This window comes from Pseudomonas sp. ChxA (genome assembly GCF_030263855.1).
Classification (GTDB): domain Bacteria; phylum Pseudomonadota; class Gammaproteobacteria; order Pseudomonadales; family Pseudomonadaceae; genus Aquipseudomonas; species Aquipseudomonas fluorescens_CB.
This window is the reverse complement of the sequence record NZ_JARPMK010000001.1, coordinates 1,841,842-1,859,581: the sequence shown is the minus strand read 5'-3', so window position 1 is coordinate 1,859,581 and position 17,740 is coordinate 1,841,842. Positions and strand designations below refer to the sequence as shown.

Annotated in this window: 13 protein-coding genes; 8 read left to right on the top strand and 5 right to left on the bottom strand. The window is 61.5% G+C overall.

What is annotated here, in order from left to right; genetic code table 11:
- Window positions 1–61 precede the first annotated feature (61 nt).
- Window positions 62–2,326, bottom strand: coding sequence for a bifunctional 23S rRNA (guanine(2069)-N(7))-methyltransferase RlmK/23S rRNA (guanine(2445)-N(2))-methyltransferase RlmL (gene rlmKL, locus P5706_RS08325; protein ID WP_017134773.1), 2,265 nt, complete (start codon window positions 2,324–2,326; stop codon window positions 62–64).
- 531 nt (window positions 2,327–2,857) lie between these two features.
- Here rlmKL and rmf point away from each other — a divergent pair.
- Window positions 2,858–3,073 (top strand): ribosome modulation factor, encoded by a 216-nt coding sequence (rmf, locus tag P5706_RS08320; protein WP_002553055.1) that lies wholly within the window; start codon window positions 2,858–2,860, stop codon window positions 3,071–3,073.
- Between the two features lie 136 nt (window positions 3,074–3,209).
- Here rmf and P5706_RS08315 read toward each other — a convergent pair whose 3' ends face one another.
- The 4 genes from P5706_RS08315 to sctC all read right to left on the bottom strand — a co-directional run bounded on the left by P5706_RS08315 (window position 3,210) and on the right by sctC (window position 6,843).
- Complete coding sequence (locus tag P5706_RS08315; RefSeq protein ID WP_285678958.1) at window positions 3,210–4,229, bottom strand: quinone-dependent dihydroorotate dehydrogenase; 1,020 nt, start codon at window positions 4,227–4,229, stop codon at window positions 3,210–3,212.
- An 85-nt stretch (window positions 4,230–4,314) separates the two neighbouring features.
- The gene (locus P5706_RS08310; RefSeq protein WP_200432329.1) at window positions 4,315–4,770 is read right to left on the bottom strand and encodes a transglycosylase SLT domain-containing protein; all 456 of its coding nucleotides are present in this window, start codon (window positions 4,768–4,770) and stop codon (window positions 4,315–4,317) included.
- Window positions 4,763–5,161, bottom strand: a complete 399-nt coding sequence (locus P5706_RS08305) for a winged helix-turn-helix domain-containing protein (protein WP_285678957.1) — start codon at window positions 5,159–5,161, stop codon at window positions 4,763–4,765. Before P5706_RS08305 ends, P5706_RS08310 begins: the two co-directional genes overlap by 8 nt.
- 206 nt (window positions 5,162–5,367) lie before the next feature.
- Window positions 5,368–6,843, bottom strand: a complete 1,476-nt coding sequence (gene sctC, locus P5706_RS08300) for a type III secretion system outer membrane ring subunit SctC (RefSeq protein ID WP_285678956.1) — start codon at window positions 6,841–6,843, stop codon at window positions 5,368–5,370.
- A gap of 302 nt (window positions 6,844–7,145) precedes the next feature.
- Between sctC and P5706_RS08295 the strand changes: the two genes are divergently transcribed.
- The 7 genes from P5706_RS08295 (at window position 7,146) to P5706_RS08265 (ending at window position 17,733) form a co-directional block, all read left to right on the top strand.
- Complete coding sequence (locus P5706_RS08295; RefSeq protein ID WP_285678955.1) at window positions 7,146–8,372, top strand: CmpA/NrtA family ABC transporter substrate-binding protein; 1,227 nt, start codon at window positions 7,146–7,148, stop codon at window positions 8,370–8,372.
- A 13-nt stretch (window positions 8,373–8,385) separates the two neighbouring features.
- Window positions 8,386–8,961 (top strand): ANTAR domain-containing response regulator, encoded by a 576-nt coding sequence (locus P5706_RS08290; protein WP_053257467.1) that lies wholly within the window; start codon window positions 8,386–8,388, stop codon window positions 8,959–8,961.
- Window positions 8,962–9,144: 183 nt separating this feature from the next.
- A complete protein-coding gene (locus tag P5706_RS08285; RefSeq protein ID WP_200432325.1) occupies window positions 9,145–10,356 on the top strand; it encodes a nitrate/nitrite transporter in 1,212 nt (403 codons plus the stop codon).
- Window positions 10,356–12,026 (top strand): bifunctional protein-serine/threonine kinase/phosphatase, encoded by a 1,671-nt coding sequence (locus tag P5706_RS08280; RefSeq protein WP_285682678.1) that lies wholly within the window; start codon window positions 10,356–10,358, stop codon window positions 12,024–12,026. The genes P5706_RS08285 and P5706_RS08280 overlap by 1 nt, the downstream gene beginning before the upstream one ends.
- Window positions 12,027–12,257: 231 nt before the next feature.
- Window positions 12,258–14,711 carry a nitrite reductase large subunit NirB gene (nirB, locus tag P5706_RS08275; protein ID WP_017134765.1) on the top strand — a complete coding sequence of 818 codons (2,454 nt, stop codon included), beginning with the start codon at window positions 12,258–12,260 and terminating at the stop codon, window positions 14,709–14,711.
- On the top strand, window positions 14,708–15,025 hold the full coding sequence (nirD, locus tag P5706_RS08270; RefSeq protein WP_200432322.1) for a nitrite reductase small subunit NirD: 318 nt from the start codon (window positions 14,708–14,710) through the stop codon (window positions 15,023–15,025). The genes nirB and nirD overlap by 4 nt, the downstream gene beginning before the upstream one ends.
- Complete coding sequence (locus P5706_RS08265; protein ID WP_285678953.1) at window positions 15,025–17,733, top strand: nitrate reductase; 2,709 nt, start codon at window positions 15,025–15,027, stop codon at window positions 17,731–17,733. The genes nirD and P5706_RS08265 overlap by 1 nt, the downstream gene beginning before the upstream one ends.
- The last annotated feature ends 7 nt before the right edge of the window (window positions 17,734–17,740 follow it).

The following is a 17,740-nucleotide window of genomic DNA, read 5'->3' as shown; positions in this document are numbered from 1 at the left end:
AAAGCCGCAAGCCCGGATTAGTCCGGGCTTGCGGCTTTTTGGTGCAGCTTGAGTATGGCGATCAGCGTGCGGTGATTTTCCACGCCCGGTGAATCTTCGCGTTACGGGCGAAGTCCGGGTCCAGGGTCTTGTCGCTGATTTCCTCGACCGCATAGCGCTCGCTGAGGTTGTCCTCGAGCACGAACTTGCGGAAGTTGTTCGAGAAGTACAGCACGCCGCCCGGGGCCAGGCGCGCCATGGCCAGGTCGAGCAACTGCACGTGGTCACGCTGCACGTCGAAGATGCCTTCCATGCGCTTGGAGTTGGAGAAGGTCGGCGGGTCGATGAAGATCAGGTCGAACTCATCGCGGCTGGCTTCCAGCCAGGCCATCACATCACCCTGCTCCAGGCGGTTCTTGTCAGAGAAACCGTTGAGGGAGAAGTTGCGACGTGCCCAGTCCAGGTAAGTCTTGGACAAGTCGACGCTGGTGGTGCTGCGCGCGCCGCCCTTGGCTGCGTGCACACTCGCGGTGGCGGTGTAGCAATACAGGTTGAGGAAACGCTTGCCGGCCGCTTCCTTCTGGATACGCATGCGCATCGGGCGATGGTCGAGGAACAGGCCGGTATCCAGATAGTCGGTGAGGTTGACCAGCAGCTTCACGCCACCTTCGCTGACCTCAGTGAACTTGCCTTGGGCACTTTGACGTTCGTACTGCTTGGTGCCGCTCTGACGTTCGCGACGTTTAACCACCACGCGGCTCTTGTCGACGTTCAGCGCCTGGGGAATCGCCGCCAGCGCATCGAACATGCGTGCGGAGGCTTTTTCCGGGTCGATGGATTTCGGCGCGGCGTATTCCTGCACATGCACCCAATCGTGGTACAGGTCGATAGCCATGGAGTATTCCGGCATATCGGCGTCGTACACACGGTAGCAGTCCACGCCTTCGCGCTTGGCCCACTTGCCCAGTTGCTTGAGGTTCTTTTGCAGGCGGTTGGCGAACATCTGCCCGCCTTCGCTCAGACGCGCCTGCTCAACCACCGGGGCTGGAGCCGGCTTGATCGGGTTGCCGTTCTTGTTGTACTGGCGCTCGACCGGCTCGGTCGGGGCCTGATCGTAAGCGGCTTGCTCACGTTCGGCCTGACGCTGTTCCGGGGTACGGCGCTCGCCGGTGACGAACTGGTCCGGGTTGACCTTGATCAGCAGCAACTTGCACGGCAATGCGCCGTTCCAGAACGAATACTGTTTGTGGCTGCGGATGCCCATGCGCTTGCCCAGGTCCGGCGCACCGGTGAACACCGCCGCTTCCCAGCCCATGCACGCCTGGCGCAGACGCTCGCCGAGGTTCTGGTAGAGGTACAACAGGCTGGCTTCGTCACCCAGGCGCTCGCCGTAAGGTGGGTTGCAGATCACCAGGCCTTTCTGGTTCTGGTCCGGGCGCGGCTCGAAGGTGCCGACTTCGCCCTGGTACACCTTGATCCAGTGGCTCAGGCCTGCGCGTTCGATGTTGTTACGCGCGGGTTGGATCAGGCGCGGATCAGCTTCGTAGCCACGTACCCACAATGGTGGTTTGTTCATGCCGATGGCGGCACGCTCGGTGGCCTCGGTGTGCAGCTTTTTCCACAGCGCCGGCACGTGACCGAGCCAGGTGGTGAAGCCCCACAGCTCACGATTCAAGTTAGGCGCCATGTCGGCGGCGATCATCGCGCCTTCCACCAGGAAGGTGCCCACGCCACACATCGGGTCCGTCAGCGCGCCGCCTTCGGCTGCAATGCGCGGCCAGCCGGCGCGGATCAGGATCGCGGCGGCCAGGTTTTCTTTCAACGGTGCGGCGCCCTGCTGCAGGCGATAACCGCGCTGGTGCAGGCTGTGGCCGGACAGGTCAAGGGAAAGGATGGCTTCGCCACGGTCCAGGCGCAGGTGAATGCGCAGGTCCGGGTTGATCTTGTCGATGGACGGACGTTCGCCAGTCGGGGTGCGCAGCTTGTCGACAATCGCATCCTTGACCTTCAGCGCGCCGAAGTGGGTGTTGTCGATGCCAGAGCCGTGGCCACTGAATTCAACGGCCAGGGTGCCGTCCGGGACCATGTGGTCGGCCCATTCGATATCCAGCACGCCGTGGTAGAGGTCTTCGGCGTCCTTCATCGGGAAGCGCTTGAGCACCAGCAGCACACGGTTGGCCAGGCGCGACCAGAGGCACAGGCGGTAGGCGGTTTCCATGTCGGCCATGCCGCGCACGGCCGAGGTGTGCTCGCGGGCTTCCTCAAGGCCAAGCCCGACGGCTTCCTCGATCAGCAGGCCTTCGAGGCCCTTGGGGCAGGTGAGGAAGAGTTCAAAACGGTCCGACATGGGGCATTCCAGGCTTTTCAGCAATAAATGAACGGGCGACGCATCGCCAGCTCGGTTTTCAATCAAGCACTTTTCTTGAAGAGTGCTCGCGTGGCACGAATGTGCCGTTCCACCCCGGCTGCCGGGCTTTTGAGCCTGAATTGCCGGGGCAGATAGATAAATGTGTGCAACAAAAAGAAATATTCCGACCCTTCGTCGAATAATAACCGACTGCAACGGGCGGCATTCTCACTAAAGGATTAAACCCATCCTCTATGCAGGGCACATCATAGCTGGGTTTGCCTAATAAATGGGGCGAAAAGCCATCCCAGCTTATGGCTATAGCATCGTTATCGTTACGTGCTTATGACAAAACGATCATTGAATCCATGTGACCTATTGGTTAGAACTCAACACAGGTTGGCGCCGTAACGACGCCGACACATAGGCTCGCCACGCCGGCAGCGAGCCCACCAACGGCAGGAAAACCCTGCCCGGCCCCAAGCGGGGCCGAAGGATATCTAGACAGTCAACAAGTGAGGGAAACACCCTATGAGAAGACTTAAGCGTGATCCGTTGGAAAGAGCATTTTTACGCGGATATCAATATGGCGTTCATGGTAAATCCCGTGAGCTTTGCCCATTTACTCTACCGTCGGTACGCCAAGCCTGGATCAACGGCTGGCGAGAAGGACGCGGCGACAACTGGGACGGTATGACTGGCACTGCGGGAATCCACAGACTCAACGAACTTCACGCCGTCGGCTGACACGGGGCACTTAATCCGACAACCACCTTGAAGATTTTGTAACGACTTAACCACGCACGTCCTATCCGGGCGGCGGGCTTCGGCCCAGGGGGCTCCTTTTGGAGCCCTTTTTAATGCTCGGAAATTGGCTGATCTATCAGCGCAAAGCCGCGATGGCATCCACCGACTCGCGGATCAACGCCGGGCCTTTGTAGATGAAGCCGGAATAGAGTTGCACCAGGCTTGCGCCGGCAGCGATCTTCTCGGCTGCATGCTTGCCTTCAGTAATACCGCCCACGGCGATGATCGGCAAACGCCCCGCTAACTCAGCAGCCAGTACCTTGACGATGTGGGTGCTCTGGTCCCGCACCGGCGCGCCCGACAGGCCGCCCGCTTCGTCACCATGGGCCAGCCCTTCGACGCCGACGCGGCTTAAGGTGGTGTTGGTGGCGATCACCGCGTCCATGCCCGAATCCACCAGGGCCTGGGCAACCAAAACGGTTTCATCGTCGCTCATGTCCGGGGCAATCTTGATGGCCAACGGCACGCGCTTGCCATGGCGCACGGCCAGGTCTTCCTGGCGCTGGCGCAAGGCTTCGAGCAATTGCTTGAGCGAATCACCAAACTGCAGGCTGCGCAGGCCCGGTGTGTTGGGCGAACTGACATTGACCGTGACGTAGCTGGCGTGGGCGTAGACCCTGTCCAGGCAGATCAGGTAATCATCCACAGCGCGCTCGACCGGCGTGTCGAAGTTCTTGCCGATATTGATGCCGAGAATGCCCTTGTATTTCGCGGCTTGAACCCGCGACAGCAAGTGATCAACACCCAGGTTGTTGAAACCCATGCGGTTGATGATTGCTTCGGCTTCGGGCAAACGGAAAATACGCGGCTTCGGGTTGCCCGGCTGTGGCCGTGGCGTCACGGTGCCGATTTCAACAAAGCCGAAACCCAGTTGCGCAAAACCGTCGATGGCCGCGCCGTTCTTGTCCAGGCCGGCAGCCAGCCCGACCGGATTGGGGAAATCGAGCCCCATCACCGACACCGGCATTTTTGCCGGTGCCTTGCATACCAGGCCATTGAGCCCCAGGCGGCCACCGGCACCGATCAGGTCCAGGGACAGATCGTGGGAGGCTTCCGGGGAGAGTTTGAACAACAACTGGCGGGCCAGGGTATACATGGGCGGGCTAGACTCGGATGGCGGCGAAAGGTGGCGCGATTATAGCCGGGGTGGCACGCCGGGTGCGAGGCGTGCTGTCCATTCGTCACTGGCGATGTGCAACCAACGCTTCATACTGCGCCCAGATTTTTTCTGCATAACGCAGGCGCAATGCCTCACGCCCAGGTGCCGGCCCGGCATTATAGGAACCCACGGCTGTCCAGTTGTAACCGAAGCGCTGGATGAAGTCGGCCAGGATCGAGGCGCCCACCTCTACCGATAAACATGGCTCAGTCAGCAGCCTTTCCTCGGTAATCCCCTGCTTGGCCAGACGAGGCAAGTGCATGCTATTGATCTGCATGAGGCCAATATCCCGTGAGCCATCACTATTGACCTCGTTCATCGAGCCAACGCGTGCGCCCGACTCCACGACAGCAATGGCCTGCAACAGCTCCGGCTCGATGTCGTAACGGCGGGCGGCATCCTCCCAGCAACTGGCCCAGGCCTGATGGCTGCCCATCAGCAGGCTCAACACTAACCCCTTGCCCAGCCGCCTAATCATGTTGCACCTGGCCACAGGCCGAACAGATGCGCTGCCCGCGCTCCCGGCCTGTTCGTTGGGCACGTGGCCGAACGGTAACGTCACAGGTAAAGCGATAGCCCCTGCCGTAGGCCGTCTTGATTAAGGCTTTGTCCTTGCGCAAGTGCTTGCGCAGTTCATAAATGCAACGGGTAAGCGACTCCTCCGCGACCTCACCTCGGGACCAGGCCTGCTCAAGCAACCGATCCTTGCTCATCAGCACGCCATCGGACGCCAACAGCAGCCGCAGCACCTGGCCTTCCTTGGGCGGCAGTTGAATGTCCACACCCTCCCCGGTCAACCGGCCATCGTCATATAAGGTCCATCCGGCAAAAAACCATGCGGCCGGCAACCCTTCATCCACGAGGGTCATACCCACCTCTGCACCTGACTACTTAACATTGAATTCCTTGCTTCCAGAAACGGCCGATACGCCAACCCCGCGACTATAAAAAGCCGGCACCAGAACAACGTTAGGAAAAAACCTATGAAATCGAAGCTTTCGGCGGGAAGTGCGTAGGATTTTTCTTGGCTATCGGCAGCCAAGGCCTGTTAAAGCATTGATGGGCGCTAAAAGGGTTAGTTGCTATCAGGGGTTTCAAGGGCTTCAGGGGCTTCAGGGGCTTCACGCACGAATGCGCGTTGCACACGCGCATGCTGGCTTTGTGTCAGTGGCGGCGGCCCAACGGCACCGGCCAACATCCGTGGTTCACCCCCAACCGCTCGGGCCTGGATCACATATAGCCGGACTTCGGCTCGTCGGCTTTGACTCGCGTCGCCATCACGTGGAAAACCACCCAGCCACAGCCGCCTGCCTTGGGGCACCCGCACCACCGTACTGATACCTACTCGCCCCACTGCCCCCGCCGAGCCGGGCTTGAGTGCGCTGCCCAGTTGACGGCCATCCTCAAGGGTCAGCTGCATTTCAATCTGATTGGCTGCCGCAAAGCGGGGTAACACGCTGGCTTCGGTGCCATACCCCACCGGCTGCCATTCGCTACTGTCGGCGCCGGGACTGGGCAGGTAAAAAGTATGGTTGTCCTGGAAAACCGCCGGCACATTTTCCTGGGTGAGGATCACCGGGAACGCAGTGACCCGGGCTTTGCGCCGACGCTCCAGCACACCCAGTTGCGCCATCAAACGGCTGTCGTCCAAGGGTTCCAATACGCGCGTCACGGCGGCCCCAGTGCTGGTTTCCTGCGCCCAGGCCGCGCCCATCTTGTCGAATTCTCGGCGGTCAACATCAACCTGCCACAGCGATACTTCGATCGGCCGCTTGGGTTTGTCCAATTCCGCCACCAGTTCCTCGATCGCCTTGACCTGAACAGGGCTGCCCTTGATCAATAAACTGTTGGAGTCAGGATAGGCCATCACCAAAAGGCTCTTGTCAGCCAGTAGACCTGGGGGGCGCTGCGTGGCGTCCCGCTGTTCGATGGCCAGCAGGTTTTCGATAATCGTTGCCATTCCCGGCACATTGACCTGCTCGTCCCCCATGACGTACTGACGGTCGGCCACGTGAGTGTTGAACACCTGAACCACGCCGAAAGCCTGCTTGCCCACCCGTACTTCGGAGCGCGGCCGGTCCATCAGTTGAGCCAGGTGCAGCACCTGATCCACATAGTTCGGTGGCCCGGACACGTAGAACGTGCGCGCACCACTCTCCCTGAGGGGATAACGTGATTCATCGAGCCCCGAGCGGCACATGAACCCGCGCAAGCGCTCAACCGGAATGTGTCGCAGCGCCACCGCCGAGCTTTTAGCTTCGCCCGCGCCATACACGTACAGCACCTGTCCGTCGCTGTACCAGATCAGGCCCTGTTGCTCGGCCACTGTCACCAGCGTGTGCTGCGCGGCCTCCAGATCGAAGGTGCCCGTGAGGCGTTTACGCGCCACTTCACGACTGACGACAACCGGCAACCCCAGGGGCAACGACAACGCGGTAAAAAAGGTATGCAGGCTTTCATCCCGCGCCTGGTAGCTCTCCCCCCAGGCGGGAACATTGGCCCACAGCACGGCACAGCACAGCAGCCAGCGGCATAGCCGTGGGTAACTCATCGGGGGTCGCTCTTGATGATCGTGCATGATGCTCGTGGAATCGAAACACACCGTCGGGGTTCCTGGCAGTCGGGCGCAAAGAAGCGGCCATACTGAAAGGCACGCGAGTTTCAATCTTGATGGAAAGGTGACGGCAGGCTCCATCCGCCTGCCCCGTGGCATGTGCCTTGCTAAGGACTCTGCATCAGAGCCCGCGCCAACGTCGGAGCAGGCTTGCAGACAAAGGCGTCGTTACCCGGCAATGGCTTGCACGGCCATGCGAAGGAGCGATGCTTTTTTTTTGAAAGAAAAGGTAGGTGTTGATGAACGATTCGGTCGGCAACAGCCCGGTGAATAACCCGCTGGCGTGGGTCAACGGCAGTGACGCCCCGGAAAAGAGCAGCCTGGACCTGGGTTTTATGGCACTGACCGACTGCGCTTCACTGGTGGTCGCCGCGACCCAGGGGTTTGCCCAACCCTACGGCCTGACACTGAACCTCAAGCGCCAATCCTCCTGGGCCAACCTGCGCGATAAACTGGTCAGCGGTGAACTGGACGCCGCCCACAGCCTGTACGGGTTGATCTATGCCGTACACCTGGGCATTGGCGGCGTAGCGCCAACGGGCATGGCGGTGCTGATGGGGCTCAACCAGAACGGCCAGAGCATCAACCTCTCCCACGGCCTGCAACAGCAGGGAGTGACCACTCCTGAGGCACTCGACCGCCACGTGCACCAAAGCCGTACAAAGCTGACTTTCGCCCAGACATTTCCCACAGGCACCCACGCCATGTGGCTGTATTACTGGCTGGCGAGCCAAGGCATTCACCCGTTGCAAGATGTCGACAGTGTGGTGGTGCCACCGCCGCAGATGATCGCGCACCTGCAAGCCGGGCGCATTGACGGTTTTTGTGTCGGTGAGCCTTGGTGCGCCAGTGCGGTCCAGCAAAACCAGGGGTTCACCCTGGCCACGACTCAATCGATCTGGCCGAATCACCCAGAGAAAGTGCTCGGCTGCACCCAGGCGTTCGTCGACCAATACCCAAACTCCGCCCGCGTACTGGTCATGGCGATCCTCGAGGCCAGCCGTTTCATCGAACAAAGCCAGGAAAACCGCCGCTCCACCGCACAACTGCTCAGCGCCCGCGAGTACCTCGATGCCCCGCTCGACTGCATCGAACCCCGCTTGCTCGGGAATTATGACGACGGCCTCGGCAACCAGTGGAAAGACCCGCACGCCTTGCGCTTTTTTGCTGATGGCGAGGTGAACCTGCCGTACCTCTGCGATGGCATGTGGTTCATGACTCAGTTCCGACGTTGGGGCCTGCTGCGCGAAGACCCGGACTACCTGGGCGTGGCTCGCCAAGTGCAGCAATTGGACCTGTATCGCCAAGCCGCTGCTGCCGTTGGCGTCCCGGCTACCGCCCAGAACATGCGCAGCAGCCAGTTGATCGACGGCAAGATCTGGGACGGCTCCGACCCGGCCGCCTATGCCCGCAGCTTCCGCCTGCATGCCTTGGCGGATGCCACCAGCCGCCAGGCACTGCGCTGACAGGACCACGACTATGTTACGAATCCTGTTGATCAACGACACCCCGCGCAAGGTCGGGCGCCTCAAAGCCGCCTTGACCGAGGCCGGTTTCGAGGTGATCGATGAGTCCGGCCTGACCATCGACCTGCCGGCGCGCGTCGAAACGGTGCGCCCGGACGTGATCCTGATCGATACCGAGTCACCCGGCCGCGATGTGATGGAGCAAGTGGTGCTGGTCAGCCGCGATCAGCCGCGCCCGATCGTGATGTTTACCGACGAACACGACCCGAACGTGATGCGGCAGGCGATCAAGTCCGGGGTCAGCGCTTACATCGTCGAAGGCATTCAAGCCCAACGCCTGCAGCCGATCCTCGACGTGGCCATGGCCCGCTTTGAAAGCGACCAGGCCCTGCGCGCCCAGCTCCAGGCCCGCGACCAACAGTTGGCCGAGCGCAAGCGCATCGAGTTGGCCAAGGGCATGCTGATGAAAATGAAGCACTGCAATGAGGAAGAGGCCTACACCCTGATGCGCCGCCAGGCCATGAGCCGCCAGCAGAAACTGATCCAGGTGGCCGAGCAGATCATCGCCATGAGTGAGCTGCTCGGCTGAACTGGCGCAGCTCTTGCTAAGCATTCATCACAGGTAGCCAACGGCGGTTGCCCCTTCTACGACAAAGACGTCGCCCATCCGGTTTGCACTCGCGAACTCGATGGCGGCGTTTTTTTTCGTTTTGGCCCCGGCGATAGGGGCCAACAGGCCTTCTGACAAGACCCCCAACCGTTGAGGTGCGTGATGAAATCAAGCTTCTGGAAATCCGGGCACACCCCGACCCTGTTTGCCGCGTTCCTGTATTTCGACCTGAGCTTCATGGTCTGGTACCTGCTGGGGCCACTGGCGGTGCAGATTGCCGCCGACCTGCACCTGACCACCCAGCAACGCGGCCTGGTGGTGGCTACGCCGATTCTGGCGGGTGCGCTGCTGCGCTTTTTGATGGGCATGCTGGCCGACAAGCTGTCGCCCAAGACCGCCGGGCTGATTGGCCAGGTGATTGTGATCGCAGCCCTGTTCGGCGCCTGGAAACTCGGTATCCATAGCTACGAACAAGCCCTATTGCTGGGCGTGTTCCTGGGCATGGCCGGTGCATCCTTTGCAGTCGCTCTGCCCTTGGCCTCCCAGTGGTATCCCGCTGAGCATCAGGGCAAAGCCATGGGTATCGCCGGCGCCGGCAACTCCGGCACCGTGTTTGCCGCTTTGCTGGCGCCGGTATTGGCCGCCGCATTTGGCTGGAGCAATGTGTTCGGCTTCGCGCTGATCCCACTGGTGCTGACATTGATCGTGTTCGCCTGGCTGGCGCGCAATGCGCCCGAGCGCCCGAAAGCCAAATCCATGGCCGACTATTTCAAAGCCCTGGGCGACCGCGACAGCTGGTGGTTCATGTTCTTCTACAGCGTGACGTTCGGCGGCTTTATCGGCCTGGCCAGCGCCCTGCCCGGCTACTTCAACGATCAATACGGCCTGAGCCCGGTGACCGCCGGCTACTACACCGCCGCCTGTGTGTTTGGCGGCAGCCTGATGCGCCCCTTGGGCGGCGCACTGGCCGACCGCTTCGGTGGTATTCGCACCCTGCTTGGCATGTACGGCGTGGCAGCGATCTGCATCGCCGCCGTGGGCTTCAACCTGCCAAGTTCCTACGCCGCACTGGCGCTTTTCGTCTGCACCATGCTCGGCCTTGGCGCAGGTAATGGCGCGGTGTTCCAACTGGTGCCCCAGCGTTTTCGCCGTGAGATCGGTGTGATGACCGGCCTGATCGGCATGGCTGGCGGCATTGGCGGTTTTGCCCTGGCAGCAGGCATGGGCGCAATCAAACAGAGCACCGGCAGTTATCAGTTGGCCTTATGGTTGTTTGCCAGCCTTGGCGTGTTGGCCTGGTTCGGCCTGCACGGCGTCAAGCGTCGCTGGAGAACCACTTGGGGCTCGGCCGCCGTGACCGCCGCACGCGTCTGATGAGCCTGCAACTGAGCGTCGCCCAGGCCAGCGCCATCGGCCCGCGGGCAGAAAACCAGGACGCCCTGCGGGTGGTCACGCCCATGCCGGAACTGGCCGCGAGCAAGGGTTACCTGTGCGCCATCGCCGATGGCGTCAGCCAATGCGCCGACGGTGGCCTGGCCGCCCGTTCGACCTTGCAGGCGCTGGCCCTGGACTACTACGCCACGCCGCAAACCTGGGGCGTGGCCCAGGCACTGGAGCGACTGTTGCTGGCGCAGAACCGCTGGCTGCAGGCCAACGGCGGTGGACAGCCATTGCTCACGACCCTCAGCGCCCTGGTATTTCGCGGCCAACGCTTCACCCTGGCGCATGTGGGTGATTGCCGGGTGTATCGCTGGCTGGATGGCGAGTTGCAGCGCATCACGCAAGATCATGTGTGGGAACAACCGGGCATGCAGCATGTGCTCAAGCGCGCCCTCGGCCTGGATCAGCACCTGGTGCTGGACTTTCTCGACGGTGAACTGCGCGAAGGCGAGTGCTTCCTGCTGCTCAGCGATGGCGTGTGGGCCACGTTGGGCGACCACAGCATCAGCGCGATCCTGCGCGAACAAACCGACCTCGACGCGGCGGTGAACACGCTGGTCAATGCCGCACACCTGGCCGCCAGCCAGGACAATGCCAGCGCGCTGCTGGTGCGTATCGACCAGCTCGGCGCCGCGACCCTGGGCGATGCGCTGGTGCAGTTGCAGCAATGGCCGCTGCCACCGCTCCTGAAGGCCGGGCAACGCTTTGAAGGCTGGCAGGTTGAAAGCCTGCTGGCGCAGAGCCGACAGTCATTGCTATACCGCGTGCGTGATGCCCAGCAGCAAGCTTGGCTGCTGAAAACCTTGCCGCTCAACCGCGACGATGACAACGACGCCGGCCAAGCCTTGCTGTCGGAAGAATGGTTTCTGCGGCGAGTGGCCGGCCGCGCATTTCCTGAAGTGCATGCGGCCAGTGGGCGTCAGCATTTGTACTACGTGATGCGTGAATATTCGGGGCAAACCCTCGCGCAGCTGTTCCAGCAACAAGGCCCGCTGCCCCTGGCGCAATGGCAGTTGATTGCCGAGCGTTTGCTGCGGGCGGTGGGCCTGCTGCATCGACGGCAGATCCTGCACCGCGACATCAAACCGGAAAACCTGCTGCTGGGCGATGATGGCGAATTGCGTGTGCTGGATTTCGGACTGGCCTACTGCCCCGGGCTTTCCGAGGACCGCGCACATTTGCTGCCCGGCACCCCGAGCTTTATCGCGCCCGAAGCTTTCAGTGGCGAACGTCCTACGCAGCAACAGGATTTATACAGTGTCGGCGTCACGCTCTATTACCTGCTGACCGGTCATTACCCCTACGGAGAAATCGAAGCCTTCCAGCGGCCACGTTTCACCCAGCCCGTCAGCGCCAGTCGTTACCGCCCCGATTTACCGGACTGGTTGCCCTTGAGCCTGGAACGCGCCGTGGCCGCACAGCCCGCAGCGCGTTACGAAACCGCCGAAGAATGGTTGCTGGTGCTGGAACAGGCCGACCGCCGTGAATTGAGCGTGCGACCCAAGCCCTTGCTGGAACGCGAACCGCTCAAGGTCTGGCAAACCCTGGCGACCGTGTCGCTGCTGGTCAATCTGGTGCTGTTGTACTGGCTGCTGCACCACTAAAGGGCAATTTCCCACACAATATTGATGGGAATCCCAATAAAACCGGCGCCTGCCGACTTGGCACAACCGCTGCATTAGCTTCATCAACAACTCACATATAGCCGCCCCTTCAACGTCGAAGGGCCAAGCTTCCCGAGAGAACGGGACCGGACAAAGGTGTCCTCGCCAGGTAACTGGTGGGGACGCCTTTTTTGTTTGCGCACGATTTGTCGAGCCATTGCGGAGAACGACATGAAGAAACTCAAATTGGTGATGATCGGCAACGGCATGGCCGGGGTTCGCACCCTTGAAGAATTGCTCAAGCTGAGCAGCGACCTGTACGACATCACGGTGTTCGGCGCCGAGCCCCACACCAACTACAACCGTATCCTGCTGTCGCCGGTGCTGGCCGGTGAGCAGACTTTCGAAGAGATCGTGCTCAACGACCTCGATTGGTACCTGGATAACCACATCAAGCTGTTGCTCAACCGCAAAGTGGTGCAGATCGACCGCGTAAGACGCATCGTCATCGCTGAGGACGGCAGCGAGGCCGAGTATGATCGCCTGCTGATCGCAACCGGCTCGACGCCGTTTATCCTGCCAATCCCCGGCAACACCTTGCAGGGCGTGATCGGCTACCGCGACATCGCCGACACCCAGGCCATGATCGACACCGCCAGGACCCACAAACACGCGGTGGTCATCGGCGGTGGCCTGCTTGGCCTGGAAGCGGCCAATGGCCTGATGCTGCGCGGCATGCACGTGACCGTGGTGCATATCGGCGAATGGCTGCTGGAGCGCCAGCTGGATAAAACCAGCGGGCAATTGCTGCAAACCGAACTGGAAAGCCGTGGCCTGGTGTTTCGCCTGTGCGAACAAACCCAAGCGCTGCACGACGCCGGCAACGGTCGCGTCGGCTCGGTGCAGTTCAAGAATGGCGACATCATCCCCGCCGACCTGGTGGTGATGGCCGCCGGCATCCGCCCCAACACCGAACTGGCGGAGAAATCCGGCATCCCCTGCAACCGAGGGATTCTGGTCAATGACACGCTGCAAACCTACGATCCGCGCATCTATGCCATCGGCGAGTGCGCCAGCCACCGTGGGATCGCCTACGGCCTGGTGGCGCCGCTGTTCGAACAGGCCAAGGTCTGCGCCAATCACCTGGCTCAACTGGGCTTTGCCACTTACAAAGGCTCGGTGACCTCGACCAAGCTGAAGGTCACCGGTATCGACCTGTTTTCCGCCGGGGATTTCATGGGCGGTGAAGGCACTGAGACCATTACCCTCTCCGACCCGATTGGCGGCGTGTACAAGAAGCTGGTGATCAAGGACGACATCCTGGTCGGCGCGTGCCTGTACGGCGATACCGCCGACGGTGGTTGGTATTTCCGCCAGATCCGTGAGAACCACGCGATTGGCGAGATTCGTGATCACCTGATGTTTGGCGAAAATGCTTTAGGCGATGTCGGCCACCAAGGCCAGGACAAAGCCATGAGCATGGCCGACAACGCCGAAGTCTGCGGCTGCAACGGCGTGTGCAAAGGCACCATCGTCAAGGCGATTCAGGAACACGGGCTGTTCAGTGTCGATGACGTCAAAAAACACACCAAGGCCGCCAGCTCCTGCGGTTCCTGCGCGGGGTTGGTGGAACAGATCCTGATCAACACCGTGGGCGGCGCCGCCGACGTAAAACCCAAAAGCGAAAAAGCCATCTGCGGCTGCAGCGACCTCAACCACGGGCAAATCCGCCAGGCGATCCGCGACCAGCACCTGCTGACCATCGCCGGCACCATGAGCTACCTGAACTGGCGCACCCCCAACGGCTGCGCGACCTGCCGCCCGGCCCTGAACTATTACCTGATCTCCACCTGGCCCGGCGAGGCCAAGGACGACCCGCAATCGCGCCTGATCAACGAGCGCGCCCATGCCAATATTCAGAAAGACGGCACCTACTCCGTAGTACCACGGATGTGGGGCGGTGTGACCAATCCGTCGGAGCTGCGGCGCATTGCCGATGTGGCCGACAAGTACAACGTGCCAATGGTCAAGGTCACCGGTGGCCAGCGTATCGACCTGCTGGGCATCAAGAAACAGGATTTGCCCGGTGTGTGGAAGGACCTCGACATGCCCTCCGGCCACGCTTACGGCAAATCCATCCGCACCGTGAAGACTTGCGTGGGCAGCGAGTTCTGCCGCTTCGGCACGCAGAACTCCACGCAGTTGGGTATCGAGTTGGAGCACGACCTGTTCAATATGTGGTCGCCGCACAAGGTCAAGCTGGCGGTGTCCGGTTGCCCACGCAATTGCTCGGAAGCGGGCATCAAGGACGTCGGCATTATCGGCGTCGACTCCGGCTGGGAGATGTACATCGGCGGCAACGGCGGGATCAAGACCGAAGTCGCGGAGTTTTTCGTCAAGCTGAAAACTGCCGAAGAGGTGCGTGAATACAACGGCGCGTTCCTGCAGCTGTATCGCGAAGAGGCTTTCTACCTCGAGCGCACCGTGCATTACCTGCAACGGGTAGGCATGGAGCACATCAAGAAAGCCGTTCTGGAAGACCCGGCCCGGCGCCAGGCGCTCAACGAGCGCCTGCAATTCTCGCTGTCATTTGAACAAGACCCGTGGAAAGAACGCCTGGAACAGCCGCTGCTGAAAAAGGAATTCGAGGTCATCCCCGTCAAACAGCTGGAGGTGTCGGCATGAACTGGCTGGATATCTGCGCCCTGGATGAAATCAACGCCCTGGGCTCGCGCATCATCACTGGGCCAAAAGGCGATATTGCGATTTTTCGTACCAGTGACGATGAGGTTTTCGCTCTTGATGACCGCTGCCCACACAAAGGCGGGCCGCTGTCCCAAGGCTTGATCTACGGCAAGCGCGTGGCCTGCCCGCTGCACAACTGGCAGATCGACCTGGCGTCGGGTGAAGCCCAGGCGCCGGACATAGGCTGCGCCCACCATCACCCCGCCCGCGTCGAAAACGGCCGAGTGATGCTGGCCCTGCGGGACGCCGGTTGATGAACCGCCAGACCACCGCGTCCACCTGCTGTTACTGCGGGGTGGGTTGCGGCGTGCTGATCGAGCATGACGGCGAGCAGATCCTCGGTGTGCAGGGCGACCCGAGCCACCCGGCAAACTTCGGCAAATTGTGCAGCAAGGGCTCCAGCCTGCATTTGACCGGCGACCTGGCCGCCCGCGCCTTGTACCCGGAACTGCGCCTGGGCAAAGACCTGGCCCGCGCCCGTACCGACTGGAGCACCGCGTTGGAACACGCGGCCAATGTGTTCGCCGACACCATCGCCGAACATGGGCCGGACAGCGTGGCGTTCTATATCTCCGGGCAATTGCTGACCGAGGATTACTACAGCTTCAACAAATTGGCGCGGGCGCTGGTGGGCACCAATAACATCGATAGCAACTCGCGGCTGTGCATGTCTTCGGCAGTGGTCGGCTACAAACGCAGCCTGGGCGCCGATGCACCGCCGTGCAGTTATGAAGACCTGGAGGCGAGTGACTGCGTGATGATCGTCGGCAGCAACATGGCCTACGCCCATCCGGTACTGTTCCGACGCCTTGAGGAAGCCAAGGCGCGGCGCCCGCAGATGAAAGTGCTGGTGATCGACCCACGGCGCACGGACACCTGCGACTTGGCTGACCTGCACCTGGCGATCCTGCCGGGCACTGATGTGGCGCTGTTCCATGGGATCTTGCACCTGTTGCTGTGGGAAGACTGGATCGACCGCGACTTTATCCAGGCGCATACCGATGGGTTGGTCGAGTTGAAGCGACTGGTGCATGACTACACGCCGCAGATGGTCACGCAGTTGTGCGGCATCAGCGTTGAGCAGTTGCGCCTGTGCGCAGAGTGGGTCGGCACCTCCAGCAGTTTTCTCTCGCTGTGGTGCATGGGGCTTAACCAGTCCACCGCCGGCAGCGCCAAAAACAGTGCGCTGATCAACCTGCACTTGGCCACCGGCACTATTGGCCGGCCGGGTTGCGGGCCGTTTTCCCTGACCGGCCAACCGAATGCTATGGGCGGGCGCGAAACCGGCAGTTTGTCGAACCTGCTGCCGGGGCATCGCGAGGCGGCCAACCCTGAGCACAGGGCCGAAGTCGCGGCGTATTGGGGCGTCGAAGCGTTGCCGGCGCCTATCGGGCTGACCGCTATCGAACTGTTCGAACAGATCCAGGCCGGCAAGATCAAGGCTGTGTGGATTGCCTGTACCAACCCCGCGCAATCCTTGCCAGACCAGAACAGCGTACGTGCCGCATTAGCGGCCTGCCCGTTCGTGGTGTTGCAGGAGGCTTTTCGCACCACCGAAACCGCCGCCTATGCCGACCTGCTGTTACCCGCCGCCAGTTGGGGCGAGAAAGAAGGCACGGTGACCAATTCCGAACGGCGGATTTCCCACGTGCGCCGCGCCGTCGCCCCACCCGGCGAAGCGCGGCCGGACTGGGCGATTACCGTGGATTTCGCACAACGCCTGGAACAACGCTTGCGCCCGGGGTTGCCGAGCTTATTCGCCTTCGAACAACCGGCGCAGATCTTTGATGAATACAAGGTACTGACCCGCGACCGTGACCTCGACCTATCGGGTATCAGCCATGCCCTGCTCGACCAGCTCGGCCCGCAGCAATGGCCATTTCCCGTGGACGCACAAGCGGGCACCCCACGTCTGTACACCGAGGGCGTGTTCCCGACAGACAGCGGCCGCGCGCACTTTATCGCTGACCCTTACCGTGCCGCTAAAGAGCAACGTGACGCGCGCTTCCCACTGACCCTGATCACCGGGCGCCTGCGCGATCAATGGCACGGCATGAGCCGCACCGGTACCGCCGCGCAGTTGTTCGGTCACGTCAATGAAGCCTTGTTGAGCCTGCACCCGGATGAGCTGCGTCGGCACCGTTTCAAAGAGGGCGATCTGGTCAGCCTGAAAAGCCGTCGCGGCAGTGTGATTGTCGCTGTCAGCAGTGATGACAGCGTGCGCCCCGGCCAGGCGTTCCTGCCCATGCATTGGGGTGATCGCTTTCTCAAGGGCGGTGTTAATGCCCTTACCCAGCCGGCGTTCGACCCCTTGTCGAAACAGCCCGAACTCAAACACAGCAGCGTGCGCCTGGAGCCTGTGCAACTGCCATGGCAGTTGTTCGCGCTGATCGAAGGAAATGTGCAGCAACACTTTGACGCCCTACGCCCGCTGTGTGAGGGCTTTGCCTACGTCAGCTTGAGCCTGGCCGGGCGTGAACGGCCGGCACTTCTGGTGCGCGCAGCCCATACCGAAGCGCCCGACTTGCAACTGTTAACCCGCATCGACGAACTGCTGGGCCTCAATGACGGCCCAGTCATGGCCTATGACGATCCGCGCCGTTCGATTGGCAAGCGGGTAAAAATCGAAAAAGGCCGCATTACCGCGCTGCGCCTGGCCGGCGAAACCCTGGCGCGGCATTGGCTGCAGAGCCTGTGGCTGGAAGGCCGTGCCGACGATCAACTACGCCGCTGGCTGCTGGCCCCACTCAGTGCACCACCGGGCGGCGCGGCAGCCAGCAGCAAGATTGTGTGTAACTGCAAGAACGTCAGCGAAAGCGCGGTATGCGCCGGTATCGCCCGTGGCCTGGACCTGGCAGGGCTTAAACAGGAACTGGGGTGCGGCACGCAGTGCGGCTCCTGTGTACCGGAAATCAAACGTCTTTTGGCCAGCGCGTCGCTGCCAATCGCAATCAGTGTGTAAGGGGATA